The organism is Ornithinicoccus sp., from assembly GCF_057176825.1.
Genome location: NZ_CM169976.1, coordinates 2,726,440 through 2,749,478 on the forward strand (window position 1 = coordinate 2,726,440; position 23,039 = coordinate 2,749,478).

The window sequence follows — 23,039 nt, forward strand, 5'->3', positions numbered from 1 at the left end:
ATCCGGCACCCGGCTGCCTACACTCACGCCGTGATGCCACACGACCGAGACCCCTGGCACGCACGGTTCCCCGAGCTGTTCCGCCCGATCGACGTCGACTACGCCGACAGTCGCGTCCGCTACGCCACCGGGGCAGGGCCAGAGGACCTCGTGGCCCGGCTGCACATCGTCGCTGTCACCGACGCGGGGGACGTCGTGGTGTGCCGCAGCGACGTGGGGTGGCGGTTCCTCCCGGGTGGGACCCGGGAGCCCGGGGAGTCGTTGCAGGAGTTGGCCGAGCGGGAACTCATGGAAGAGGCCGGTGCCGAGTTGCTCGGCGAGCCCCGTCGCTTCTCCGCGCACGTCGCTGAGCGCAGGGCGGCCGAGCCGTTCAGGTCCCACCTGCCCCACCCGGTCTCCCACTGGGCGTATGCCGTGGCGCCGGTCCGCCTCGCCGGCCCCCCGACCAATCCGGACGACGGGGAGCAGGTCGTCGAGGTCCAGGCCCTTGCGCCGTTGGACGCGGCGGCCTTTCTGCACGGGCACGATCCGATGCACGAGGGCGCGGTGCTCCACGCACACGCGATGGGCCTACTGTCGGGGACCTAGCGCGTCGGTGGCGCCACTCGTGCCCGGTGTGGCCCGCTCGTCACCGTCGTCACCGCGGATATGAGTGCGCCAGACCGGCTACCAGTGGTGTCCTCGACACCAGGTAGGTCAGGCTGAGCCGCTGACCGGGCGGTCGACGCGCAGCGTGCAGGCCAACGCCTCCTGGCTCAGCATCGAATCGATCGACTCCTGGGGTGCGCCGGCATACTTGCGCAGCAGCTCCTCGTCGATCCGCTGCTGCACCGCGTCATCCTCGGCGACGTGAGTCGTCGCGACCGGTTCGCGGGGCAGCGCCAGGGCAGCCTCGCGATCCCGCTCGGCCACGGCCCCGTCGCCCGCGGCGAAGGCCACCGGGCGACCGGCCAGCACGTGCCGGTACCACCACGAGTCCTCGCCAAAGGCCGATCGCAGGTAGGGCACGCCGTCGACCACCATCGCCCAGATGGGCGTCGCCACGGCCCCGCCGCTGGCACGGGTGGTGACGATCGCGACGACCTCGGTGCGGTCCAGCAGGTCCACGGCATCCTCGAAGCTCATACCGTTCCAAGGAGATCGCGCAGCGCAGCTATTCCCGCTGCGGGACCTGGTCAGCCGAGCCGGGCCGCCAGCGCATCGACGGCGCGCGCCCAGCCCAACACCTGCTGCTCGGCGGAGTAGTCGCGGGCGATCGTATGGCTCGCCGCCTTGAACGACGCGACCTGCTCGGACGTCAGCCCGTCCAGCGCCTTGGCCAGCGCCTCCGCGGTGAAGTCGGGCGTGACCACACCGAGGTCGTGCTCGCCCACCAGCGCCGCCATCTCCGGGCTGGGCCCCACGATGATGCCGAGCCGGGCCTGCACGTAGTCGAAGAACTTGTTGGGCAGCGTGTTGAGGTAGTTGAAGGTCAGCGGCGGCAGCACGAACACCCCGACGTCGCAGCGCCCGAGCCGCTCGACCAGCTCCCCCGGCGTGACCGGCTCGTTGAACCGCACCTGCGGCAGGTCCGCCGCCTGCTCCTTCAGCTCGGCGAGGTAGCCCGGGTCGTTCGGCACGACATACAGGTCCAGCGTCACCGGCCGCGTCGTCAGGCGCACCGCGTCGAGCATCACCCCGAGGCTCCGGTTGCGCCGGGCCGCGCCGGAGTGGACCAGCCGCAGCGGCTCACCGACGGGCGTGGGCGAGCGGTCGGCATACGGGGCGGCGTTGATCACCACGCCGGCGTCGACGCCGAACTCCCGCCGGTACTCCTGCGCCAGTCTTTCCCCCACCGTCGTGACCGACGCGGCCCGGGTCACCCAGGTGCGCACCATCCAGCGCCGGTAGGGCGCGACGAACCAGCGCCAGCGCCAGGACTCCTCGTTCTGCCGGGAGGCGTACTCGTGCAGGTCCGCGTGCACCCCGGCGGGCGGGCGCAACGTCACCGCCAGCGGCACCGAATCGACGTCGTTGGCCAGGACCACGTCCCACCGGCCGGGCTCAAGCCGTGGCGTGAGGTGCCGGATCACGGGGGCGGTGTCGTATGCCGATTGGTACCGCCGCAGGATCAGCAACCGTCGGTCGGTGTGCCAGGCGATGATGTCGTCGGGCACCTGGATGTGCTCGACCACGCCCTCGGGGGCGGGCCCGTAGCCGACGGTCGTGACGGCATACCGGTCGGCGAACAGGCGGATCTGGCGCAGCACCCGGGCGTCGGCCACGAGCCGGCTCAGGCTGATGATCAGCAGGCTGCGGCGCTCGCTCATCGGCGACCCGCCCCGGCCAGCACCCGGCCGTAGAGTGCCAGCAGCTCTGCCTCCTCGTGCTCCCAGGTGAGCACGGTGGCAGCCTGCCGCGCCGCGGCCCGGTAGCGCTCCGGGTCGGCCAGGATCGTGCTCATCGTCGCGGCCATGTCGGCCGGGCTCTGCGCGTCGAAGATCTCGCCGACGCCGTGCTCGCGCACGATCGCTGCCGTGTCGGGCAGGTCCGCGGCCGCGATGGGCAGCCCGCCGTGGATGGACTCGAACAGCTTGTTGGGCAGGCTGAACTCATACGACAGGCAGACCGGCCGGACGTAGACCACCGACAGGTCGGCGTCGGCCAGTGCGGTCGCAACCTCCGCGGGCGCGACCTTGCCGACGAAGTGCACCCGCTCCCCGAGCCCGAGCCGCCCGATCCGCTCCTGCAGCACGGCCAGGTAGTCCGGCTCGCCATAGCCGAGCAGCACAAAGTGCACCCGCTCCGGCAGCAGGGCCAGCGCCTCCAGCGTCTCCTCGATGCCCCGTGAGGTGGTGATCCGGCCCCCGTAGGCGACGACCTGGGTGTCCGGGGCGCAGCCCCGCGAGCTGGCGCAGCCGTCCCCGGGCCGGGTCGACCGGGCCGCCGGCTCCGCTAGGGATGTTGCGCACCAGCGTCGGGGCCTCGGGGAGCCGGTAGGCGGCGCGGTACCAGTCCACGATCGAGGGGCTGACCGTGATGACACCGGCCGCCCGGCGGATCACCGTCGACTCGATGGCGGTCTCGACCAGGGGCGCGACGGGACGGTCCTGCCGCACGTTGCGATGCCGCCACAGCTCGTGCGCGTCGTAGACGACCCGGGCCTCGGTGCGGGCGGAGATCCACCAGGCGGGGGCCAGCGTGTTGCCGTCGTTGGCGTGCACCGCGTCCGGCCGCCAGGCGATCGCCTCCCGCGCGGCCTCGAGCCAGTAGAGCCCGAGGTTGGCGGTGCGGAAGGTCCGCAGCCACACGTCGTTGGCCGCCACGAGGAGCCGGTCCTTGGCGGTGGGTCGGGCGGGCAGGGTCGGTATGTCGACAGCCGGCTCCGCACGGGTGGGCGCCTGGTCGGTGGTCCCGGGCGCAGGTCTGCCCGGCGGCGCCCCTCGCGCGACGGGGGTCTGGCGCCCGAGCACCTTCCGGGCGAGGTCGACCGCCCAGGGGGCGTACCGGATGAGCTCGAACTCCGGGGCGCGGTGCACCGCGATGCCCTCGCCCACGGTGTCCGGCCCCTCGGCATACCCGGCGCGGGCGCGCGCCACGGCGAAGATCCGCACCTCGGCGCCGGCCGAGCGCAGCGACGAGGCGGTCTTGATCACCCGGGCGTCGGCGTGCGCGTCGTTGTAGACCAGCAGGGCGATCCGCGGCGGGCGGCCGTCGACCTGCGGCAGGTGCTCAGTCACGGGCTTCCTCTCCGGCGGCGGCGTCCACCGCGGCGCGCTCCTGCCCCGGGGTCAGTCCGGCCAGGGCGGCCTGGGTGGCGAAGTCCGGCTCGGCGGCCACGACCTCATCGAAGCTCCCGTGCGCGATGAGCCGGCCGTCGCGCATGAAGCACACCTGCTCGCTGTGCCGGATGGTGGCCAGCCGGTGGGCGACCACGATGACGCTGACCTCCCCGGCCAGCTCGCGGATGGCCGAGGTGACTGCCGCCTCGGTGCTGGTGTCCAGGGCCGAGGTGGCCTCGTCCATCACCAGCACGACGGGGTCGGTGTAGAGCGCGCGGGCGACCCCGAGGCGCTGCTTCTGCCCACCGGACAGGCTCAGGCCGCGCTCCCCGACCTTGCCGTGGATGCCCCCGGGCCGGGACTCGATGACGTCGAGGAGCTGGGCCCTGGCCAGCGCGCGCCGGACCCGGTCCTCGTCGACCTCCGAGTCTTTCCAGGTGAGCGCCACGTTGCGGGCCACCGAGGCGTCGAACAGCGACACCTCCTGGGGCACGTAGCCGACCTTGCTGCGCCACCCGAGGAGCACCTGCGGCAGCGGGGTCTCCCCCACCAGGACCTGCCCGTCCGAGGGTTCGAGCAGGCCCAGGATGAGGTCCACCAACGTCGACTTGCCCGACCCGGACGCCCCGACCAGGGCCAGGGTCTGACCGAAGGGTAGTTCCAGGCTGACGTCCCGCACCGCGGGGACCTCGCTGCCGGGGTAGCTGAACGTCACCCGGTCCAACCGCAGGGTGTGGGCCCCGTCCGGCAGGTCGCGGGCCCCGGCCGCCTGGTCCGCGGCGACGTAGCCGCGTCCCCGGTCGATCTCGGCGAGCACCTGGTCGGCGAACGGCATGTTCGCCCCGGTCTGGGCCATGATCGTCTGGAAGCGGGTCAGGGAGGGCACGATGCGGAAGCCTGCGACGCCGAAGAGGGCCACGGCCGCCAGGGCACCGCTGACGCCGTCCTCGTCAGCGGCGACCGCCTGGAGGTAGCCGATGGTGGCGCCGATCCCGAGCCCGCCGATCAACGCGGCCTCGAGCACGTAGCGCGGGATGGCCCCGAGGAAGGACTGGTTGGCCCGGGCCTGGGAGGCCCGCTTGCGGACCGAGAGGACCACCTCGGCCACCTCACCGGACTTGTTGCGCAGCGTGATCTCCTTCAGCGAGTGCACCATCTCGCTGACCAGCCGCACGGCCCGGGTGGAGTAGTTGCGGTTGTCCTGGCCCGCCTGGACCGCCTTGCGCAGCACCCACAGATAGAGCACGGCGCCGACGAGGCCGAAATAGACGATCGTGGCCGTGGCCAGGAACGGCTGGGCCACGAGGAGCACGCCGAGCACGGCGATGAAGGTGAACAGCTCCCCCGACAACTGGCAGAACGGGATGAGCACGCCGGCCACCGTGGCACCGACCCCGACGTCGGTGGCCCGGACGATCTCGGTGGAGTTGCGGGTGAGCCGCTCAGTCCAGGGCGCCCGGAAGGTGGTCTCCAGCAGTTGTGCCCCCAGCACCTGCTCGAAGCGCGCGAAGCGCCGGGTGGCCCACCACTGCAGGCCGATGGCCAACACGCTCTTGCTGATGATCAGCAGCCCGACCAGGATCAGGACGTTGCGGAACTGGGACGGCTCGCTGAGCGTCACCCCGATCACCGGGACCTGGAACTCGTTGCCGGTGAGCATCGGCGCCATGATCATCGCGAGCAGACCCAGCGCGAGGACGTCCAGGATCGCCAGCATGCTCTGCAGCACCGCGAAGGTCGAGATGAACCGGCGGGTGCCGGCCGGGAGGACGGTGAGCAGGGACCGGACGGTGCGCCACAGAGCGACCATCCACTCCTCCTCAGGCTGCCCGGGTGCTGTCGGGCGTCAGCCTATCGCCGCGGCCGGTCCTTCCCGGCCCGCTGCCACCACCGACGGCGTGGCGGTGCCGTGTCCTCCACGGTCACGGTGTCGGCTTCCCCGGTGTCCTGGTCCTCGTGCCGGGCCCGGGCCTGCCGCCAGGCCTGCACCATCTCCTCGATGTCGACCCGGCCGACGACGACGGGCGACCCGGGGCCGAAGTAGGGCTTGCGGCGGTCGGCGAGCACCCGCTCGTTGAAGTCCTCGAGCCGGGCCCTGACGGCGGCCTCCTCCGACAGCTCCACCAGCGCCTCGGGGAGTGTGGCGCGTTCCCGGCGCAGCGCCAGCCCGGTGGGCAGAGCACCGGTCAGGTCCAGCTTCTCCCGCTCGATCAACCCCTTGACCCACCAGTCGGGATCGTTGCCTGCCCGCTCGATCCTCTCCAGTGGCTTGCCCGCGCCGGGCAGGTCATCGAAGTCCCCGTTGCGCTGCGCCTGCTGGATGGCCTGGTCCACCCAGGTCTCGATCTTCTGCAGGTCCATCCGGGGCCGCGGCGGCGTGCCACCGCCCGCGGCCTGGTCGGGGACGCGGCCGTCCTCTCCGCTCATCGGTCCCACCCCTCGGGTCGGTGCTTGGTCGGCAACCGGCTGACGACCAGCCGGTAGGACTCCTCGATGGCCTCGATCAGTTCATCGTCCGGGATCGCGCCACCGCGGGCCAGCGAATTCCACCCCGACCGGCCGATGTAGGCCATCACGGAGGCGTCCTCGGGGTAGCGCTCCAGCCACTCGTCGGCCTCCTCACGGGTGGGCGCGCACTTCACGCCGATGGCGGTGCGGCCCAGGAAGCAGAAGATCTTGCCCGCCCCCGCCGGGCCGACCTTGGCGACCCGGTCACCCTCCCAGGGCTCGTCCGGCCAGGCGCCGGGCAGGGAGAGCGCGTGGTCCCGGACCGCGTCGCGTGCCATCGTCGACCTCCTGCCGTCCCTCCCTCTCCAGGGTAACCGGGGCCAATGACGACGGCACCCGGGGCCTCAGCGGGCGGGGACGCTCCTGCGGTGCAGCCAGATCGACATACCGAGGACGAGGAGTCCAGCCGCCGACAGAGCGACTCCCACCCAGCTCGCCGCCTGGTAGCCCCACCCTGCGTGGATCACCACGCCACCGAGCCAGGCACCGAGGGCGTTGGCGAAGTTGAGCGCAGCGTGGTTGCTCGCCGCCCCGATGGTCTCGGCGTCGCCCGCGACCTGCATCAGGCGCAGTTGCAGCACGATGACCAGCACCGAGGCGGCGACCGAGACCGCGAAGACGGTGAGCAGGGCCGGCAGCGCCCACTGCGAGGTCACGGTGAACGCCGCCAGGAGCAGACCCGTGGCCGAAAGCGCGATGACCAGGCCGCGCAGCACGGACCAGTCGGCCAGCCACCCCCCGAGGAGCGACCCGACCGCCCCGCCGATGCCGAAGACCAGGAGGAACCACGGCACGGCGGAGCCCCCCAGGCCGGTGACCTCGGTGACCGTCGGGGCGATGTAGGAGTACATCGCGAACATCCCGCCGAAGCCGACAGCCCCGATCGCCAGGGTCAACCAGACCTGCGCCCGGCGGAACGCCGCCAGCTCGCGCCGCCCGCTCGCGGTAGTGTCCCCAGGGGTCGGCGGGACCCAGCGGGCGACCAGTGCGACCGTCAGGACCGCCACGGCGGCCACGAACCAGTAGGCGGCGCGCCACCCCATGGTCTGCCCGAGCCAGGTGGCTGCCGGCACCCCGACCATGTTGGCGATCGGTATGCCGAGCATCACCCGGCTGACGGCGCGCCCCTTCTGCCCCGGGGCGGCGAGGGCGGAGACGATGAGGGCGGCGACCCCGAAGAACGCCCCGTGGGGCACCCCGGCGAGGAACCTGGCCAGCACGAGCAGTTCGTAGTTCGTCGCCAGGGCACTGGCCACGTTGCCGAGCAGGAAGACCCCCATCAGCGCCAGGGCCAGGCCGCGACGCGGCAGTCTGGCCCCGAGCACGGCGACGACGGGCGTGCCGAGGACCACGCCCACGGCATACGCCGAGATCGCGTGCCCGGCGGTGGGGATGGTGACGTCCACGCCCGCCGCGATCTGCGGCAACAGACCCATGGTGACGAACTCGGTGGTCCCGATCGCGAACCCACCCACCACCAGGGCCGTCGTGACCAGCGCGAGGTGCGCCCGCGCGGTCGCGTCGTGCGGTGCGGGCGCCGTCGGCGGGGCGGGATCGGGGTGTGTCGCGGTGGGGTGCTGGGGCGGGGCGGCGGTCATCCGGGTGACTCCTGCTGGGGACGTGGTGTGGCCCGACGTCCCTGTCCGCGGCCGGCACAGGAGCAATACTGCCGCGAGTCCCGGTATTCCCTGCGCGTGCACTGGCCGCGGATCGCGTTCCGTGGTAGGCAGTCTGGCACCCCTCACAGCCGAGGGCCCCTGTCCCGAAGGGATACCTGCCATGGCCGCACCCCAGTCGTCCACCGCGGAGCAGTACGCGACAGGTCGGGCCCTCATGCTCGCCGCCGTCGCGGCCCTCGGCGGTTTCCTCTTCGGCTTCGATACCGCCGTGATCAACGGGACGGTCACAGCGGTGCGGGGGCAGTTCGAGATGGGCTCGGGCCTCACCGGGTTCGTGGTGTCCTCCGCCCTGCTGGGCTGCGTCGCCGGTGCCTACCTGGCCGGTCGCCTCGCGGACCGGATCGGGCGCACCCGGGTGATGGTGATCGCCGCCATCCTCTTCTTCATCAGTTCGGTCGGCTCCGGCCTCGCCTTCGGGCCGGCGGACCTGATCGGATGGCGGGTGCTCGGCGGCCTCGGCGTGGGCGCCGCGTCGGTGATCGCCCCGGCCTACATCGCCGAGATCTCCCCGGCGTCCATCCGCGGGCGCCTCGGATCACTGCAACAACTGGCCATCGTGACCGGCATCTTCGTCGCGCTCCTGTCCGACGCCTGGCTGGCGGCACTGGCCGGGGGCGCCGCGCAGGAGTTGTGGTTCGGGTTGGAGGCCTGGCGGTGGATGTTCCTGGCCGAGGTCGTCCCCGCGGTCGTCTACGGGGTGATGGCCCTGACCATCCCCGAGTCCCCGCGCTTCCTGGTGGCCCGCGGCGACCTGGCCCGCGCCCGCTCCGTCCTGGGCGAGGTGCTCAAGACCGGGATCGACGAACGCATCGCCGAGATCACCCGCACCGTGAAGCGGGACGCCAGGTCCTCCTTCCGCGACCTGGTCAACCCCAACGGCCGCGGACTGCTGCCCATCGTGTGGATCGGGATCGCGCTGTCGGTCTTCCAGCAGTTCGTCGGGATCAACGTGATCTTCTACTACTCCTCGACGCTGTGGCAGTCCGTCGGCTTCACCGAGTCCGACGCGTTGACGCAGACCGTGATCACCTCGGTGACCAACATCGTCGTCACCCTCGTGGCGATCTCGCTGATCGACAAGATCGGCCGGCGCCGGCTGCTGACCATCGGCTCGGTCGGGATGTTCCTCACCCTCGGGACGCTGGCCTACATCTTCGCGACCGCCCCGCTCGTCCAGGGCGACGAAGGTCTGGAGCCGATGCTCGGCGACACCCAGGGCGTGATCGCCCTCATCGCCGCGAACCTGTTCGTCGTCTTCTTCGGTATGTCGTGGGGCCCGGCCGTCTGGGTGCTCCTGGGCGAGATGTTCAACAACAAGATCCGTGGGACCGCCCTCGGACTCGCGGCCGCCGCCCAGTGGCTGGCCAACTTCGCCATCTCCACCAGCTTCCCCGCGATGGCCGATGTCGGCCTGGGCTTCGCCTACGGCTTCTACACGCTGTTCGCGTTCCTCTCGCTGGTCTTCGTGCTCAAGTTCGTGCCGGAGACCAAGGGACGCCAGCTGGAGGACATGTAGCCGCCCCTGGCGCGCCGCCCTCCATCCCGCCGCCCGCCCCTCTCCGCGAGCGAGGGTGACCTGTCAAAGGCGGGCTACGGCACCCGCTTTGACAGGTCACCCCTTCGAGACACCCGGGTTGCGACGCCGGAGGCCTATGGCACCAGTGGCACCTTCGTGACGCAGTCGATCGGTGTGTAGCGCCGACCCTTGTCGTCAAAGTAGGGGCCTCCGATGTAGGCCCGACACCCCGTGTAGCCCGCGCCAGGCAGCGCGGGCTCCGAGCGTGGCGGCTCGGGAGCGGGGGTTGGCGACGATGCCGGAGGTGAAGTTTCACGCTGCGCCCGTTCCTCGGCCTCTCGCTGCGCCCGTTCCTCGGCCTCTCGCTGCGCCTGCTCCTCGGCCTCCCGCTGCGCCTGCTCCTCGGCCTCCCGCTGCGCCCGCTCCTCGGCCTCCCGCTGCGCCTGCTCCTGGGCCTCACGGGCAGCTTCGAGCTGTGTATCCCACTGTTCACGCAATTCGCGCAGCGAATCCTCCTGCCTCCCGACCTCCTGCTTCATGCTGCTCAAGTCCATTGCTGAGTAGCCACCAAGCGGCACGAGGTTTGCATCACCCTCCAGAATCAACCCTAGCGCCGCGAGAGAAAGGAGTGCCTTGTCTATCGCGTCTAACTGAGCCTCCGCCTCCTCGACAGAAGCATCGTCTATGGGGACGGCGGACAAGGACGCCAGCGATTCCGAGGCGGCTGAGAGTTGCGCGGGAATCGAGCAGTCCACCTCAACGTCGTACAGGCCCACCGCTTGCGCTTTGGCCTCCTCATGTGCCGACGCGACTTCCGCATAGAACCGTTCGTTGGGGGCTATCTTCAGCGGAATGCCGAGTCCGTGTCTGGCGAGCTCCGCGTTGACGAGAACATCCTCGGCGTACACACCCGCCAACAACCGGCCGTAACGATCCCTGAGTTCCCGATCGAACGTCAGCGTCACTTCAGTCCCAGGCGGCAATCGCTCCTCGAGGAAGTGGGCGGCCGCGGTCCCCAGGCACTCGACCGGCCGACTTGGGTCGACGCTCTCAGGGGCGTCGACATTGAGCAGTCGCACCCGTGCGTCTTCTCCTGCGAGGCGCACATCCACCGTGTCGCCATCGACAGTGCGCGTGATCGTGGCAGTGACGCTCGCCCCCGCCTCGGGACCCGGGGTCGGCTGCAATAACTGTGACCCGCCGACGACTGCAACGGTCCCCGCGAGACCCAACGCGATCTTGACCATCAGTCCCATACGGCTGCCTTCCTAGTGCTGAAGAAGCGGATCCGCCTCGAGCGCCCTCTCGGAGCGGGATGCCGACCGCCCATGCTGGGGTGACCTGTCAAACGAGGGCTGCGGCACCCGTTTTGACAGGTCACCCCATCCGGGGCCAGCTCGGACAAAGAGCGATCAGAGGCCCACGGAGTCGACGCCGTGGACAGCCTGCTCCTGGGTGAACCCCTCGAAGATGAGTTGGTCGATCAAACCCTGCCGCGAGAACGCCATGAACTCCAGGTAGGACTCGGCCGACTTGGCAGCCTGCTCCATCCAGTCCACGTCGATGTGATTGACGGCGTACTCCGCGTCTGCCCTGGGGTAGCCCTCGAACTCGAGTTGGTCCACCAGCCCGCTCTTGGAGAAGGCGCTGAAGGACAGGTAGGACTCGGCGGACCGGATGGCATTCTGCTGCGACACCGTCGTGCCCGACTCGCCGGAGGCTGCGGCCGAGGCGGGTTCCGCGGCCGCGACGTCCTCCGACGAGGCGTCCGTCTCGGCAACGGCCGGGGCTGCCACCTCGATCTCGACCTCGACCGTCTCGGTAGCCGTCGCCGTCGTGGTCACGGTCTCCGTGACGACGGTCTCGGTCTCGACGACTTCGGGGTCAGCGGTGACGGTCACTGTGCTCTCAGAGTGAGTTGGGGCCGCAGCGGCCGGAACACCACCGTCGGGCGCCTCGGACCCGGCGGACCCGATGGCAACGCCAGCGAAGAACAGCGCAGCCCCGGCGGCACCCTGCACGAGGCGACGGCGGAGGCGCCGAGGATGCGGGGGCGCCTGGGGCGACTCGGGCTGCGGGAAGTCTTCGGAGGAGATCGACGTCATGGCGGGCAGACTTTCTGGGCAAGGAGGACCCGAGCAGCAAGGCACGGCAAAGAGTCCCCCGGTGATCGGACGGGTGGCGAACCGCTGGCGTCGTCAAGACCCTCATTGAGGGACCCGCTCGCCATCGAACTTTACTTGGTACAGAGTATTACGTAACCATTCCTTACGCTAGCCCTGCGGCGACAATTCGTCGTCGACATAGCCGGGACCTGCCGCGACGAGCCCCGACCCGGCCATCACGACGCCCGCCAGCACGAGCACCGCGAGGGGCAGCTCCCAGCCGCCCGCGACATCGAACAGCCAGCCGACCAGGAACGGGCCGGCGGCCGCCATCAGGTAGCCCATCGACTGGGTGAAGCCCGAGACGCGGGTCGTGACGCGCGGGTCCCGGGTGTGGATCGTGATCAGGGCGATCGCCAGCGGAAAGGCCGCACCGGACATGCCGAGGAAGACGGCCCACAACCACGGCAGGGTCATGGGGGCGAGCCACAGACCCAGGTAGCCGGCACTGAGCAGCGCACCGAGGGCCACGACGAGCACCCTCAGGTCGGTATAGCGCCCGACGAGCCACGGCATCAGGAGCCCGGTCGGGATGCCGAAGGCGGCGATCGTGGCTCCCAGCACCCCAGCCACCGTCGGGGCCAGCCCGCTGTCGCGGTAGATCTGGGCGATGAAGGCGAACTGGATGTAGGCCTGGGAGGACTGGACGCCGAAGAAGAGCGCCAGGGCGCAGGCCTTGCGGGACCTGGCCATCGCCCACATGGAACCCACCACGGCACGCTGGGAGGGCAGCGTCCTGCGCCGTTCCACGACCGCCAGCACCACCCAGGGCACCGCGGCGAGGGCCGCCGTGACACCCCAAATCCCGATGCTGCCGCGCCAGTGCCCCGGCAACGTCCCCGCCAGCGGGACGGCCAGCGCGACCGGGATGGTGGCGCCCAGCGCGAGCCCCGTGGAGTAGACGGAGGTCATCAGCGGCAGCCGGTGCGGGAAGTGCCGCTTGATGAAGGCCGGCACGAGGACGTTGCCGATCGCCACCCCTGCGAACGCCAGCAGGGACAACACCAAGAACACCGCGACGTCGCCCACGAGCGCACGGGCGATCAGTCCGACTGCCGTCGCGAGAGCCCCCACGGCGATGGCCGAGTTCAGCCCGGCCCGGATGGCCAGCGTGACCGCCAGGGCACCGAAGACCGCGAACCCGAAGCCCGGGAGGGCGCCCAGCACCCCGGCCGACGTCTGGCCCATCCCCAACCCGGCCTGGATCTCGGACAGGACCGGCCCGATCGAGGAGGCCGCCGGCCGCAGGTTGACCGCGAGCAGCACCACCGCGACCGCGGCGAGCACGGCGCGGCGCGCGGGCACCCCCGGCCGGGGCGTGGGCTCAGCCACAGTCCACGTTCCCGAGCTCGGCCAGCCCGGCCAGGTCGCCGCTGCCGTAGGTGAGGTTGCGGGCGCCGTGGGCGTGCATCAACTGACTCTCGTCGTCGACGTGGTCGAGCCCGACCAGGTGGCCGAACTCGTGGAGCACGATCGCCTGCCGCACATCCGCGTTGCGGATCCCGTCGAAGGAGTCGATGTCGAGCACGACGACGCCGGAGACGAACTGCCGAAAGCCCGCCCGCGACTCCTGCACCGTGCTGCCCCCGATCCCGGCGATCTCGCCCTCCAGCTCGGGCACTTCCTCCTCCGTGGCCCACATGACCAGGACCGGGCGGTCAGCCTCCCGGATCCCGGTCGCCCGGTCGCTCGTCGTGCCGATCAGCCGGAACTGGAAGCCCGTCGCGTCCCCCGTCTCCCGGACCGCGGCCCGCACCAACTCCTCGTGGTCCTCCGGCGCCCCCTCGGGGTTGATCGCCACCTCGATCTCCCGGCAGGGGCTGTAGCTGACCGGCACCCCTCCCCGGGGCTGCGTGCTGACGAACTCGTATGACGTGGCGGACGTCGAGGTCTCGGGGGCCGGACGCAGCCGGTTGTCGCCGCCGAGGCCGACCCGTTGCAGCGCGTCCGACACCAGGAACGGGTTGAGCACCAGGACGCCGACCAGGGCGAACAGCAGGAGCATCCCCACGACCGTCCCCCCGGACCTGCGCCGGCGCGGTGGCTCGGGCGCCCAGCCGGGAGGCGGCTGGTCAGGGAAGGTCATACCCCGATTATCCGCCCGGGGCCAGGACGACGTCGGCGGCCCGGTCACCGGTGGCGGCCAGGGACCGGTGCTGCTGGACCCACGCGACCCGCCGGGCCGCGGCCGCAGTGTCACGTCCGGACCGCAGCACGCGCACCATCGCCGCGGCGACCGCCTTCTCGTCGTATGCCGTGGCCTCCCCCAAGTCCGACTCCGTCAGGTCCTGGGCCGCCGGGCCGGGACCGGCGTAGACCACGGGGGTGCCGCAGGCCAGGGCCGCGATCACCTTCGTCGGGTACGCGAAGTCATAGCCCAGCCCCGGCCGAACGCTGACAAGCGCGGCGGCGGCGGCACGCTGCCAGGCGGCGGCCTCCTCGGGTGGCACGAGGGGGCGCAGCTCGATGGTGCCCTCGGGGAGGCTCTCGGCGATCTGCCGCAGCGCCGGCCAGGAGCTGCCCTGCCCGAGGAAGACCAGCCGCGCACCGGGCACCACGGCGACCACGTGGCGCATCGCCCGGGCGAAGACCTCGGCGCCCTGCCACTCCGAGGCGGTGCCGGCATACACCAGGAACGGTGTCGTCGGAGCGTCGGCCGGCACGGGGCCGTCCGGGGTGAAGGTGCCGGTGTCGATCCCGTTGGGGATCACGCGGACCCGTCGGCCGCCGAGGGCGCGCACCCGCTCGGCGACCCCGTCCGAGACAGCGATGACGTCCCGGGCACCGCGCAGCGCGAACCGCTCGACGGCCCGGACCGCGGCCACGACGGGGGCGGGTGCCCCGGTGGACGCGGCGGCGTCGGACCAGACGTCGGCGGCGTAGTAGACGTAGGGCAGCCGGCGCCGCGACAGCACCGAGCGCACACCCGTCACGGCTCGGACCACGGCACCGGTGGTGGGTGGGGGCTCCACGAGCACCACGTCGGGGCGTCGCGCGGTGAGCAGGCGCGCCGCCGCCGGGAGGTCGAAGGACAGGTAGGGCAGGTACCCCCTGACGTACCCCGCCTCGTCACGCAGCACCGGCCAGCGGCTCACCCTGGTCCCGGGCGGCTGCCGGTCGTCCCCGGCGTAACGACCCGGCGGCGCGGCGGCCGTGAGCACGTCGACCTCGGCGCCCCGGGCTGCCAGGGACCGCACCACCGCGACTAGGCGGAAGGTCGCCGCGGCCGCCTCGGGGGTGAAGATCCGGGTGACGAGCGCTATCCGGGTCACAGCGCGATCGTCGTCCTGGTGGCGGCGGAGGCCAGAATGGCCTCGATCACGCTGAGGGTGTGCACGCCCTCAGCCATGGTGACGGCCTCGGAGGGACGCCCCCAGAGGCGGTCGCGGAAGTTCTCCTGCTCCACGCGCAGCGGCTCCCGCTTGGCCAGGGCATAGCGGATGGAGTCCCCCTCGGAGACCCCACGGAAGACGGCGACCCGGTCCCAGTCGGTGGCCACGTCGCCGTTGGCCACGAAGGTGAGGTCACCCGAGAGCATGTCGGCGATGAAGGCACCCTTCTCTCCCGTCGCCACGACCTGCCGGATCTTGACCGGCGACAGCCAGTTCACCACGTGGTTCACGATGATGCCGTTGGCCAGCCGACCGGTCGCCACCACCATGTCCTCGTGCTCCCGACCGGACCGGTGCGTCACCTGGGCCGAGACGCTGGCGTACTCGGACTGGGCGATCCACGCGGTCAGGTCGACGTCGTGGGTCGCCAGGTCCTTGACAACGCCGACGTCGGCGATCCGCGCGGGGAAGGGCCCCTGTCGCGAGGTGGTGATCTGGTAGACCTCGCCGAGCTCGCCCTCCTCGATGCGAGACCGCATAGCCAACAGCGCGGGGTTGCACCGTTCGACGTAGCCCACGCACCCCACCAGGCCCGCCCGCTCGAACGCCTCCGCGACGCGCTCCCCCTCAGCCACCGTCGCCGCGATGGGCTTCTCCACCATCGCGTGCACCCCGGCCTCCGCCAGGGCCAGGGCGACCGGTTCGTGCAGGTAGGTGGGCACCGCCACCATCGCCGCGTCGATCCCCGCAGCGATCAGCGCCTCCACGTCGGGCAGCACGTCCAGCGACCCGGCCACGCCGTGCTTGTCCCCGTGCGGGTCCGCCACGGCGACCAGGTCCATCCCCTCGACCTCGCGGATCACCCGGGCGTGGTGGCGGCCCATCGACCCCAGGCCGATCAGGCCCATCCGGATCGGCTCGCCCTCCGGCAGCACCGCGTCCTCCGGCCCCTGCCCCATCAGGCACCTGCCTTGACGACCGCGTTCACGGCCGTCGCGACCCGCTCCAGGTCCGCCTCGGACAGCGAGGGGTGCACCGGCAGGCTGATCACCTCTGCCGCGGCCCGCGCCGTCACCGGCAGCGCGTCCGGGTCGGCCGGGGCGAACCGTGCCAGCGAGACCAGCTCGTGATTCGGGATCGGGTAGTACACGCCGCAACCCACCTTGTGCTCCTCCTTCAGCGCGGCGACCACCCGGTCCCGCTCCTCGGCAGAAGCACCGGCCAGCCGCACGGTGTACTGGTGGTAGACGTGCTCACACCCGGGGCGCACCGGCGGGGTCACCACACCCTCCAGGTGCGCGTCGAGCCACGCGGCGTTGTCCCGCCGCGTCGCCGTCCATCCGCCGACCTTGCCCAGCTGCACCCGCCCGATGGCCGCGTGCACGTCGGTCATCCGGTTGTTCAACCCGACGACCTCGTTGGCGTACTGCGTCTCCATCCCCTGGTTGCGCAGCAACCGCACCCCCCGGGCGATCTCCTCGTCGGCACAGGCGACCATCCCGCCCTCGCCGGAGGTCATGTTCTTCGTCGGGTAGAGGCTGAACATCGCGAACGTGCCGAACGAGCCTACGGGCGCTCCGTCGATGCGCGCGCCGTGCGCCTGCGCCGCGTCCTCGAAGACCATGACGCCAGCCTCGGCCGCCACCGCCGACAGCCCAGCCATGTCCGCCGGGTGCCCGTACAGGTGCACCGGCATGATCGCCGCCGTGGCGTCCGTGACGACCGCACGCACGGACTCCGGGTCCAGGTTGAAGGTGTCCTCGCTGATGTCGGCGAAGACCGGCCGCGCCCCGGTCAGCGCCACCGAGTTGGCCGTGGCCGCGAAGGTGAACGACGGCACGATGACCTCATCGCCCGCCCCGATCCCGGCGGCCAGCAACCCCAGGTGCAGCCCCGAGGTCCCCGAGTTGACCGCCACGCAGGTGCGGCCACCCACCAGGCCGTCCGCGAACTCGGTCTCAAACGCCGTCACCTGCGGCCCCTGCGCCACCATGCCCGAGCGCAGCACGGCGTCGACGGCGGCCCGCTCCTCGTCCCCGATGATCGGCTTCGCCGCGGGGATCATCTCCAGGTCACTCATGCCTCCACCTTCCGGATGGTGTCGCCGTGCTGCTCGTATGTCGTGCCGTTGACCGGGCAGGTGAACCGTCCGTCGGCAGCCTGGACCAGGGGCTGACCGGCCTCACCGACCCAGCCGATCTGGCGGGCTGGCACCCCCACCACGAGCGCGTGGTCGGGGACGTCCCGGGTCACCACCGCGCCGGCCGCGACCGTCGCCCAGGCCCCGATCGTCACGGGGGCGACGCAGACCGCGCGCGCACCGATCGAGGCTCCCCTGCCGATGCTGACGCCCACGGCGTCCCAGTCGGAGGCGTCCTTGAGGGACCCGTCGGTGTTGATCGCCCGGGGGAAGGTGTCGTTCGTCAGCACCACCGCGGGGCCGATGAACACCCCGTCCCCCAACTGGGCGGGCTCGTAGACCAGGGCATAGTTCTGCACCTTGCAGTGGTCACCGAGTCGCACGCCGGGGCCGACGTAGGCTCCGCGACCGATGATGCACCGCTCGCCGAGCGTGGCCCCCGATCGCACCTGGGCCAGGTGCCAGATGGTGCTGCCGTCGCCGATCTCGGCGCCGTCGTCGATATCGGCGCTGTCCGCGATGCGCGTCGCCACCGGTGTCCTCCTGTGGGGTGGGAGACAATGCGTGCATGAGCCTAACGCCACCGGTGACCGATGCGTGGCTGGTGATCCCCCTCTTCAACGAGGGGTCGGTCATCGGGGACGTGCTGGAGACCGCCCGCGCGCGGTTCCGGCACGTCGTGTGCGTGGACGACGCGTCCACCGACGACTCGGCGCGACTCGCCGCAGCAGCAGGGGCGGTGGTCGTGCAGCACCCGTTCAACCTGGGCCAGGGGGCGGCGCTGCAGACCGGCATCCGCTACGTGCTCGAGGCGACGGACGCGGACTATGTCGTCACCTTCGACGCCGACGGGCAGCACCGGGTGGAGGACGCCGAGGCGATGGTCACCCGCGCCCGGGACGAGGACCTGGCCATCGTCTTCGGCTCCCGGTTCCTGGACTCCCGCACCGAGCCGGGGTTCCTGCGCAAGGTCGTGCTCAAGACCGCGGTGTGGATCACCAACCAGCAGACCGGCTTGCGCCTGTCCGACGCCCACAACGGGCTGCGGGTGCTGCGCCGCGACGCCGCCTCCACGCTGGACCTGAAGCAGGACCGGATGGCGCACGCCACCGAGATCGTGCTGCAGCTGGGCCGCGCCGGGTTGCCCTGGGCCGAGCACCCGGTGCACGTGCTCTACACCGACTACTCGCGCGCCAAGGGGCAGTCACTGATGAACTCGGTCAACATCCTCATCGACACGATCCTGAAGTGAGGCTGACGTGCTGGACCAACCTCTGATCAAGGCCCTCCTCCTGGTGGGCATCGTCGCGGTGACCGTGATGCTGACCCGTTCGACGACCGGGTCACGGCACCAGGCGATCCGCCGGCTGCTCCTGATCGGGTTCGTCGCCCTGGCCGTCGTGGCTGTGCTGTTCCCCGGGATGCTCACCCGGATCGCCCAGTTCGTCGGCGTCGGCCGCGGCGCGGACCTGTTGCTCTATGGCCTGACGATCACGTTCCTGGGCTACGTTGCGGCCTCCTACCGGCGGATGCGGGTGCTGGAGCAGCACCTGACCGCGGTGGCCCGGGAGCTGGCGTTGCGGGAGGCCCGGGACGATCAGGACCGCACGCCCCCGGGGGCGAACCCACGCACCTGAGCCAGCTGGGGCAGCACCGCCTCGTATGTCGCACGGTCGGCGGCGACCAGCACCCGCTCCGGCACCACCCCCGCGCGGTAGACCGCACCCTGACCGTCGCCGACGAACCCGCCGGCCTCGGTCACCAGCAGCGCACCCGGCGCGTGGTCCCAGGGCTGCCCCTTGGCGTAGACCACGAAGTCGGCCTCCCCCTCGACAACCTTGGGGTAGTCGACGCCGCAGCACACCCAGGTCAGCTCCAGGGCGGCGAGCGCACCGTGCACCTGGCCCACCTGCGCGCGCATCGACGTCACGCCGCGCAGATCCGCGAGCTCCCCGGACGGTGCGGGACGGGTCAACCGCTCCCCGTCCCGATACGAGCCAGCCCCCAGCTCCGCGACATACGCCCGTCCGTGCTGCGGCTGCCAGATCCAGCCGCGCACCGTCGTGCCGTCCCGGCTCTCGGCGACCATCACGGCGTGGTCGGGCGAGCCGTGCACGAAGTTCTTCGTCCCGTCGACGGGGTCCACGGTGAACGCGTGGTCGGCGTCCAGGTAGGCCGCCATCAGCTCGGGTCGGTCGGCGTGCGCCTCCTCACCCAGGATCACGGCGTCCGGGTAGGCGGCCCGCAGCGCCCTCGTGATCAGCACCTCCGCCTGCCGGTCGGCCACGGTCACCAGGTCCCCGGGGTTCTTCTCCGCGACGTCGCCGTCGGCGAGGTCGCGGAAGCGGGGAACGATCACTTCCTCGGCCACGTCCTTGAGCAGCGTCAGGATCGCGTCGGTGTCCATGGAGCCGGTGCGTCAGGACGACTGCTCGAGCGCCGCGCGGTGCGTGGCGGCCAGCCCCGGGTAGTGCCCGATGCCCTCCTTCAGGCCCTCCCGCTCCTCAGCAGTCAGCTCGCGGCGCACCTTCGCGGGCACGCCCGCGACCAGGGAGCCGTCGGGGACCTCGGTGCCCTCCAGGACCACGGCGCCGGCGGCGACCAGGCACTCCCGGCCGATGACCGCGCCGTTGAGGACGACCGCGCCCATCCCGACGATGGTGCCGCTGCCGACCGAGCACCCGTGCAGCACTGCGGCGTGACCGACCGACACGTCGTCGTCGATCGTCGCGGGATAGCCGGCATCGACGTGCACGACCACGTTGTCCTGGAAGTTCGACCGCTCCCCGACGGTGATCTGCTCGTTGTCGGCGCGCAGCGAGGCGCCGTACCAGACGCTGCTGCCCGCCCCGATCCGGACGCTGCCGCTGACCACACTGTGCGGGGCGAGCCAGGCATCGGGATCGATCTCGGGGGTGCGGTCTCCCAGGGGAAGGACCAGTCCGTGGGGGGTCTCGCTCGTCATCTGCTCAGCCACCTCGCTGTCTCGTCGGTGACCCTGACACTAGCTTGAGCCGATGGAGCCGCTGAGACCACCTCGGCGACATCGGCCGGGTCCGCCATAGGGTGGTGGCGTGACGCTGCCGTCGACCACCCCCGCCGACTGGGACCGCCTGGCCGCGACGCTGGCCGGATCGCTCGGCGCTGACGCGGTCAGCCGCCGGCTGCTGGACCGGCACGCCCTGGCCCACGACGCCTCCCACTATCTGCTGACCCCCGAGCTGGTGGTCCGGCCGACCGACCGCGACCAGGTCGCGGCCGTGCTGCGCTCGTGCCACGCGGCGGACGCCCCGGTCACCTTCCGCTCGGGCGGGACCAGCCTCTCGGGGCAGGCCATCACCGACGCCGTCCTGGTGGACACGCGGCGCCATTTCCGTGGCGTGGAGGTCCTCGACGACGGGGCCCGGGTGCGGGTCCGACCGGGCACGACCGTCCGTGAGGTCAATGCCCGCCTCGCGCCCTACCGCACCAAGCTCGGCCCGGATCCGGCCAGCGAGGGTGCGTGCACGATCGGCGGGGTCGTGGCCAATAACTCCAGCGGGATGCAGTGCGGCACCGAGTTCAACACCTACGCCACCCTCGACTCCCTCGTCGTGGTGCTCCCGTCGGGGACGGTGGTCGACTCGGCGGCGCCCGACGCCGCGGCGCGACTGCGTGAGCAGGAGCCCCGGCTCTGCGCCGGACTGGTCGCGCTGCGCGACCGGATCACCGCCGACCCGGCCTCAGTGGCGACCATCGAGCGGCTCTTCGCGATGAAGAACACGATGGGCTACGGCCTCAACGCGCTGCTGGACTACTCCGAGCCCCTCGACATCCTCGTGCACCTCATGGTCGGCAGCGAGGGCACGCTCGGGTTCATCGCCGAGGCGACCTTCCGCACCGTCCCGGTCCATCCGGCCATCACGACCGGGTTGCTCGTCTTCCCCGACGTGGCCACCGCCACCGCGGTCGTGCCGCAGCTGGTCGCGACCGGCACGGCGACCGCGGAGCTGCTGGACGCCGCGTCGCTGCGGGTCTCCCAGCGCGACCCGCAGTGCCCGCCCCAGATCCGGGACCTGACGGTCACCGACCACGCCTCCCTGCTGATCGAGTACCACGCGCCGGACGAGCAGGAGCTGGCCACGCTGGTCGCCGGGGCGCAGCCGACGTTGCGGGAGCTGCCGGTCAGCGGCCCGGCGGACCTCTCCGGGGACCCGGCCGTCCGCGCCGCCCTGTGGCGGGTCCGCAAGGGCCTGTTCAGCGCGGTGGCGGGCGCCCGCCCGCAGGGCACCAACGCGCTGCTGGAGGACGTCGTGGTCGGCGTCGACCTGCTGGGGCAGACGATCGTCTCGCTGACCGAGCTGTTCGACCGGCACGCCTACGAGGAGCCGGTCATCTTCGGCCACGCCAAGGACGGCAACGTCCACTTCATGCTCAACGAGCGGTTCGAGGACGCCAGCGCCATGGCGCGCTACGAGGCCTTCACCGAGGACCTGGTCGACCTGGTGCTGGGCAACGGCGGCTCGCTCAAGGCCGAGCACGGCACGGGCCGGATCATGGCACCGTTCGTGCGACGGCAGTACGGCGACGAACTGTATGCCGTGATGTGGGAGCTCAAGCACCTCCTCGACCCGCGGGACCTGCTCAACCCGGCCAGCGTGCTCTCCGAGGACCCGCGCTCCTACCTGCGCGACCTCAAGCCCAATCCCCGGGTGGAGGAGGAGGTCGACCGGTGCGTCGAGTGCGGCTTCTGCGAGCCGGTGTGCCCCTCCCGCGACGTCACGCTCACGCCACGGCAGCGGATCGTGCTCCGCCGGGAGATGGTGGCCGCCCGGGAGCGGGGTGACCTGGCGCTGGCCGCCGAGATCGAGCGGGACTACGCGTATGCCGGCGAGCAGACCTGCGCGGTCGACGGGATGTGCCTGACCGCCTGCCCCGTGCTCATCAACACCGGCGACCTGGTCCGGCGGTTGCGCCGGGAGAGTGCCTCCCCCGTCGCCGACCGCGCCTGGGAGGGAGCCGCCCGGGGGTGGGCCGCCGCGGCACCGCTCGGCGGTATGGCGCTCTCCGTCGCCCAGTCGCTGCCGACCAGGGTGCCGGTGGCCGTCACCGAGGCCGCCCGGGCGGTGGCCGGTCCCGACACGGTGCCGCTCTATGACGGACGGCTGCCCGGCGGCGGTCCGGCCCGACCCGTGCTGGACCCGCCGGCACCGCAGGCCGTCCTGTTCAGCCCGTGCATCGGGCAGATGTTCGGCCCCGAGCCGGCAGCCGACGACGCGCCCGCGCCCAGCGCGACCGAGGCGCTGCTCTCGCTGTGCGACCGGGCCGGGGTGCCGGTGCGCACGCCCCGCGGCCTCGCCGGGTTGTGCTGCGGGACCCCGTGGAAGTCCAAGGGCCTGTCCCGCGGGTATGCCGTGATGGCCGACCGGGTGGTGCCCGCGCTCCGCGAGGCCACCGACGGCGGGCGTCTGCCCGTGGTGTGCGAGGCCTCCTCGTGCGCCGAGGGGCTGGTCGAGATGCTGCGGGACCGTGCCCCGGACCTGGAGGTCCTGGACGCGGTGGAGTTCGTGGCCGACCGGGTGCTCCCCCGCCTCACGGTGACCCGGAGGGTCGACTCCGTCATGGTGCACCCCACGTGCTCCACGGAACGCGCCGGCAGCACCGGATCGCTCCTGGCCCTGGCGCGCGCGGTCAGCGACGACGTGTCCGTCCCGGAGGCCTGGGGGTGCTGCGGCTTCGCTGGCGACCGCGGGCTGCTCCACCCCGAGCTCACGGCCGCCGCCACCGCCCCCGAGGCCGCGGACGTGGGCCGACGCGAGCACACGGCATACGTGTCGTGCAACCGCACCTGCGAGATCGGGATGACCCGGGCGACCGGCCGGCCCTACCGGCACGTGCTCGAGCTGCTCCTGCACGCCACCGGGTGACCCGGGCCGGGGCCTGTGCGCCCCGGCCCGGT

23 protein-coding genes and 1 pseudogene are annotated in these 23,039 nt (G+C 71.8%); 6 read left to right on the forward strand and 18 right to left on the reverse strand.

The genetic code is table 11. The features are described from left to right. Positions 1-33 precede the first annotated feature (33 nt). On the forward strand, positions 34-588 hold the full coding sequence (locus AC1QRC_RS13620; RefSeq protein ID WP_484203821.1) for an NUDIX domain-containing protein: 555 nt from the start codon (positions 34-36) through the stop codon (positions 586-588). A 108-nt stretch (positions 589-696) separates the two neighbouring features. On the opposite strand, the gene AC1QRC_RS13625 is transcribed toward AC1QRC_RS13620, so the two are convergent. The 4 genes and pseudogenes from AC1QRC_RS13625 to AC1QRC_RS13640 form a co-directional block, all read right to left on the reverse strand. Next, a complete protein-coding gene (locus AC1QRC_RS13625) occupies positions 697-1,125 on the reverse strand; it encodes a DUF2255 family protein (protein WP_484203822.1) in 429 nt (142 codons plus the stop codon). 50 nt (positions 1,126-1,175) lie between these two features. Beyond that, positions 1,176-2,309: a glycosyltransferase family protein gene (locus tag AC1QRC_RS13630; protein ID WP_484203823.1), complete on the reverse strand. Its 1,134-nt coding sequence runs from the start codon at positions 2,307-2,309 to the stop codon at positions 1,176-1,178. Next, the gene (locus tag AC1QRC_RS13635; protein ID WP_484203824.1) at positions 2,306-3,025 is read right to left on the reverse strand and encodes a glycosyltransferase; all 720 of its coding nucleotides are present in this window, start codon (positions 3,023-3,025) and stop codon (positions 2,306-2,308) included. Before AC1QRC_RS13635 ends, AC1QRC_RS13630 begins: the two co-directional genes overlap by 4 nt. Beyond that, a pseudogene (locus AC1QRC_RS13640) lies at positions 2,961-3,536 on the reverse strand (glycosyltransferase); the annotation flags it as partial. The gene AC1QRC_RS13635 and the pseudogene AC1QRC_RS13640, both read right to left, overlap by 65 nt. Here AC1QRC_RS13640 and AC1QRC_RS13645 point away from each other — a divergent pair. Next, a complete protein-coding gene (locus tag AC1QRC_RS13645) occupies positions 3,490-3,663 on the forward strand; it encodes a hypothetical protein (protein WP_484203825.1) in 174 nt (57 codons plus the stop codon). The pseudogene AC1QRC_RS13640 and the gene AC1QRC_RS13645 sit on opposite strands and share 47 nt — an antisense overlap. 48 nt (positions 3,664-3,711) lie before the next feature. On the opposite strand, the gene AC1QRC_RS13650 is transcribed toward AC1QRC_RS13645, so the two are convergent. The 4 genes from AC1QRC_RS13650 to AC1QRC_RS13665 form a co-directional block, all read right to left on the reverse strand. Continuing rightward, positions 3,712-5,571, reverse strand: coding sequence for an ABC transporter ATP-binding protein (locus AC1QRC_RS13650; RefSeq protein ID WP_484203826.1), 1,860 nt, complete (start codon positions 5,569-5,571; stop codon positions 3,712-3,714). Positions 5,572-5,612: 41 nt separating this feature from the next. Continuing rightward, the gene (locus AC1QRC_RS13655) at positions 5,613-6,188 is read right to left on the reverse strand and encodes a DnaJ family domain-containing protein (RefSeq protein ID WP_484203827.1); all 576 of its coding nucleotides are present in this window, start codon (positions 6,186-6,188) and stop codon (positions 5,613-5,615) included. Continuing rightward, positions 6,185-6,547, reverse strand: coding sequence for an MmcQ/YjbR family DNA-binding protein (locus AC1QRC_RS13660; RefSeq protein WP_484203828.1), 363 nt, complete (start codon positions 6,545-6,547; stop codon positions 6,185-6,187). The genes AC1QRC_RS13655 and AC1QRC_RS13660 overlap by 4 nt, the downstream gene beginning before the upstream one ends. Positions 6,548-6,613: 66 nt before the next feature. Beyond that, positions 6,614-7,867, reverse strand: coding sequence for an MFS transporter (locus AC1QRC_RS13665; protein ID WP_484203829.1), 1,254 nt, complete (start codon positions 7,865-7,867; stop codon positions 6,614-6,616). 181 nt (positions 7,868-8,048) lie between these two features. On the opposite strand from AC1QRC_RS13665, the gene AC1QRC_RS13670 reads away from it, so the two are divergent. Beyond that, positions 8,049-9,464, forward strand: coding sequence for a sugar porter family MFS transporter (locus AC1QRC_RS13670; protein WP_484203830.1), 1,416 nt, complete (start codon positions 8,049-8,051; stop codon positions 9,462-9,464). Positions 9,465-9,598: 134 nt separating this feature from the next. Here AC1QRC_RS13670 and AC1QRC_RS13675 read toward each other — a convergent pair whose 3' ends face one another. The 8 genes from AC1QRC_RS13675 to AC1QRC_RS13710 all read right to left on the reverse strand — a co-directional run bounded on the left by AC1QRC_RS13675 (position 9,599) and on the right by AC1QRC_RS13710 (position 17,634). Then, entirely contained in the window at positions 9,599-10,720 is a 1,122-nt protein-coding gene (locus AC1QRC_RS13675; protein WP_484203831.1) for a thermonuclease family protein, read from the reverse strand. Positions 10,721-10,876: 156 nt separating this feature from the next. Next, a complete protein-coding gene (locus AC1QRC_RS13680; protein WP_484203832.1) occupies positions 10,877-11,365 on the reverse strand; it encodes an Ltp family lipoprotein in 489 nt (162 codons plus the stop codon). A 372-nt stretch (positions 11,366-11,737) separates the two neighbouring features. Further along, positions 11,738-12,961, reverse strand: coding sequence for an MFS transporter (locus AC1QRC_RS13685; protein WP_484203833.1), 1,224 nt, complete (start codon positions 12,959-12,961; stop codon positions 11,738-11,740). Further along, entirely contained in the window at positions 12,954-13,715 is a 762-nt protein-coding gene (locus tag AC1QRC_RS13690; protein WP_484203834.1) for a zinc metalloprotease, read from the reverse strand. The genes AC1QRC_RS13685 and AC1QRC_RS13690 overlap by 8 nt, the downstream gene beginning before the upstream one ends. A gap of 7 nt (positions 13,716-13,722) precedes the next feature. Next, complete coding sequence (locus AC1QRC_RS13695; protein WP_484203835.1) at positions 13,723-14,901, reverse strand: glycosyltransferase family 4 protein; 1,179 nt, start codon at positions 14,899-14,901, stop codon at positions 13,723-13,725. Further along, complete coding sequence (locus AC1QRC_RS13700) at positions 14,898-15,920, reverse strand: Gfo/Idh/MocA family protein (RefSeq protein ID WP_484203836.1); 1,023 nt, start codon at positions 15,918-15,920, stop codon at positions 14,898-14,900. The genes AC1QRC_RS13695 and AC1QRC_RS13700 overlap by 4 nt, the downstream gene beginning before the upstream one ends. Continuing rightward, positions 15,920-17,041 carry a DegT/DnrJ/EryC1/StrS family aminotransferase gene (locus AC1QRC_RS13705; protein WP_484203837.1) on the reverse strand — a complete coding sequence of 374 codons (1,122 nt, stop codon included), beginning with the start codon at positions 17,039-17,041 and terminating at the stop codon, positions 15,920-15,922. The genes AC1QRC_RS13700 and AC1QRC_RS13705 overlap by 1 nt, the downstream gene beginning before the upstream one ends. Next, positions 17,038-17,634, reverse strand: a complete 597-nt coding sequence (locus tag AC1QRC_RS13710) for an acyltransferase (RefSeq protein WP_484203838.1) — start codon at positions 17,632-17,634, stop codon at positions 17,038-17,040. The genes AC1QRC_RS13705 and AC1QRC_RS13710 overlap by 4 nt, the downstream gene beginning before the upstream one ends. A 35-nt stretch (positions 17,635-17,669) precedes the next feature. On the opposite strand from AC1QRC_RS13710, the gene AC1QRC_RS13715 reads away from it, so the two are divergent. Together AC1QRC_RS13715 and AC1QRC_RS13720 are read left to right on the forward strand one after the other, a co-directional pair. Then, positions 17,670-18,353 carry a glycosyltransferase family 2 protein gene (locus tag AC1QRC_RS13715; RefSeq protein WP_484203839.1) on the forward strand — a complete coding sequence of 228 codons (684 nt, stop codon included), beginning with the start codon at positions 17,670-17,672 and terminating at the stop codon, positions 18,351-18,353. 7 nt (positions 18,354-18,360) lie between these two features. Then, on the forward strand, positions 18,361-18,738 hold the full coding sequence (locus AC1QRC_RS13720; protein ID WP_484203840.1) for a DUF2304 family protein: 378 nt from the start codon (positions 18,361-18,363) through the stop codon (positions 18,736-18,738). Here AC1QRC_RS13720 and AC1QRC_RS13725 read toward each other — a convergent pair. Both AC1QRC_RS13725 and AC1QRC_RS13730 read right to left on the reverse strand, forming a co-directional pair. Continuing rightward, the gene (locus AC1QRC_RS13725; protein ID WP_484203841.1) at positions 18,699-19,508 is read right to left on the reverse strand and encodes an inositol monophosphatase family protein; all 810 of its coding nucleotides are present in this window, start codon (positions 19,506-19,508) and stop codon (positions 18,699-18,701) included. The two genes, AC1QRC_RS13720 and AC1QRC_RS13725, sit on opposite strands and share 40 nt — an antisense overlap. A 12-nt stretch (positions 19,509-19,520) precedes the next feature. After that, entirely contained in the window at positions 19,521-20,066 is a 546-nt protein-coding gene (locus AC1QRC_RS13730) for a gamma carbonic anhydrase family protein (RefSeq protein ID WP_484203842.1), read from the reverse strand. Positions 20,067-20,175: 109 nt separating this feature from the next. Here AC1QRC_RS13730 and AC1QRC_RS13735 point away from each other — a divergent pair, with 109 nt between their 5' ends. After that, entirely contained in the window at positions 20,176-23,007 is a 2,832-nt protein-coding gene (locus AC1QRC_RS13735) for an FAD-binding and (Fe-S)-binding domain-containing protein (RefSeq protein WP_484203843.1), read from the forward strand. Positions 23,008-23,039: the final 32 nt, after the last annotated feature.

What these genes read in the sequence shown, in the direction of transcription:
- AC1QRC_RS13620 (WP_484203821.1), top strand. Translation starts at nt 34, where the DNA reads ATGCCACACGACCGAGACCCCTGGCACGCACGGTTCCCCGAGCTGTTC.
- AC1QRC_RS13625 (WP_484203822.1), bottom strand. Translation starts at nt 1,125, where the DNA reads ATGAGCTTCGAGGATGCCGTGGACCTGCTGGACCGCACCGAGGTCGTC.
- AC1QRC_RS13630 (WP_484203823.1), bottom strand. Translation starts at nt 2,309, where the DNA reads ATGAGCGAGCGCCGCAGCCTGCTGATCATCAGCCTGAGCCGGCTCGTG.
- AC1QRC_RS13645 (WP_484203825.1), top strand. Translation starts at nt 3,490, where the DNA reads ATGAGCTCGAACTCCGGGGCGCGGTGCACCGCGATGCCCTCGCCCACG.
- AC1QRC_RS13650 (WP_484203826.1), bottom strand. Translation starts at nt 5,571, where the DNA reads ATGGTCGCTCTGTGGCGCACCGTCCGGTCCCTGCTCACCGTCCTCCCG.
- AC1QRC_RS13655 (WP_484203827.1), bottom strand. Translation starts at nt 6,188, where the DNA reads ATGAGCGGAGAGGACGGCCGCGTCCCCGACCAGGCCGCGGGCGGTGGC.
- AC1QRC_RS13660 (WP_484203828.1), bottom strand. Translation starts at nt 6,547, where the DNA reads ATGGCACGCGACGCGGTCCGGGACCACGCGCTCTCCCTGCCCGGCGCC.
- AC1QRC_RS13665 (WP_484203829.1), bottom strand. Translation starts at nt 7,867, where the DNA reads ATGACCGCCGCCCCGCCCCAGCACCCCACCGCGACACACCCCGATCCC.
- AC1QRC_RS13670 (WP_484203830.1), top strand. Translation starts at nt 8,049, where the DNA reads ATGGCCGCACCCCAGTCGTCCACCGCGGAGCAGTACGCGACAGGTCGG.
- AC1QRC_RS13675 (WP_484203831.1), bottom strand. Translation starts at nt 10,720, where the DNA reads ATGGGACTGATGGTCAAGATCGCGTTGGGTCTCGCGGGGACCGTTGCA.
- AC1QRC_RS13690 (WP_484203834.1), bottom strand. Translation starts at nt 13,715, where the DNA reads ATGACCTTCCCTGACCAGCCGCCTCCCGGCTGGGCGCCCGAGCCACCG.
- AC1QRC_RS13700 (WP_484203836.1), bottom strand. Translation starts at nt 15,920, where the DNA reads ATGGGGCAGGGGCCGGAGGACGCGGTGCTGCCGGAGGGCGAGCCGATC.
- AC1QRC_RS13705 (WP_484203837.1), bottom strand. Translation starts at nt 17,041, where the DNA reads ATGAGTGACCTGGAGATGATCCCCGCGGCGAAGCCGATCATCGGGGAC.
- AC1QRC_RS13715 (WP_484203839.1), top strand. Translation starts at nt 17,670, where the DNA reads ATGAGCCTAACGCCACCGGTGACCGATGCGTGGCTGGTGATCCCCCTC.
- AC1QRC_RS13725 (WP_484203841.1), bottom strand. Translation starts at nt 19,508, where the DNA reads ATGGACACCGACGCGATCCTGACGCTGCTCAAGGACGTGGCCGAGGAA.
- AC1QRC_RS13730 (WP_484203842.1), bottom strand. Translation starts at nt 20,066, where the DNA reads ATGACGAGCGAGACCCCCCACGGACTGGTCCTTCCCCTGGGAGACCGC.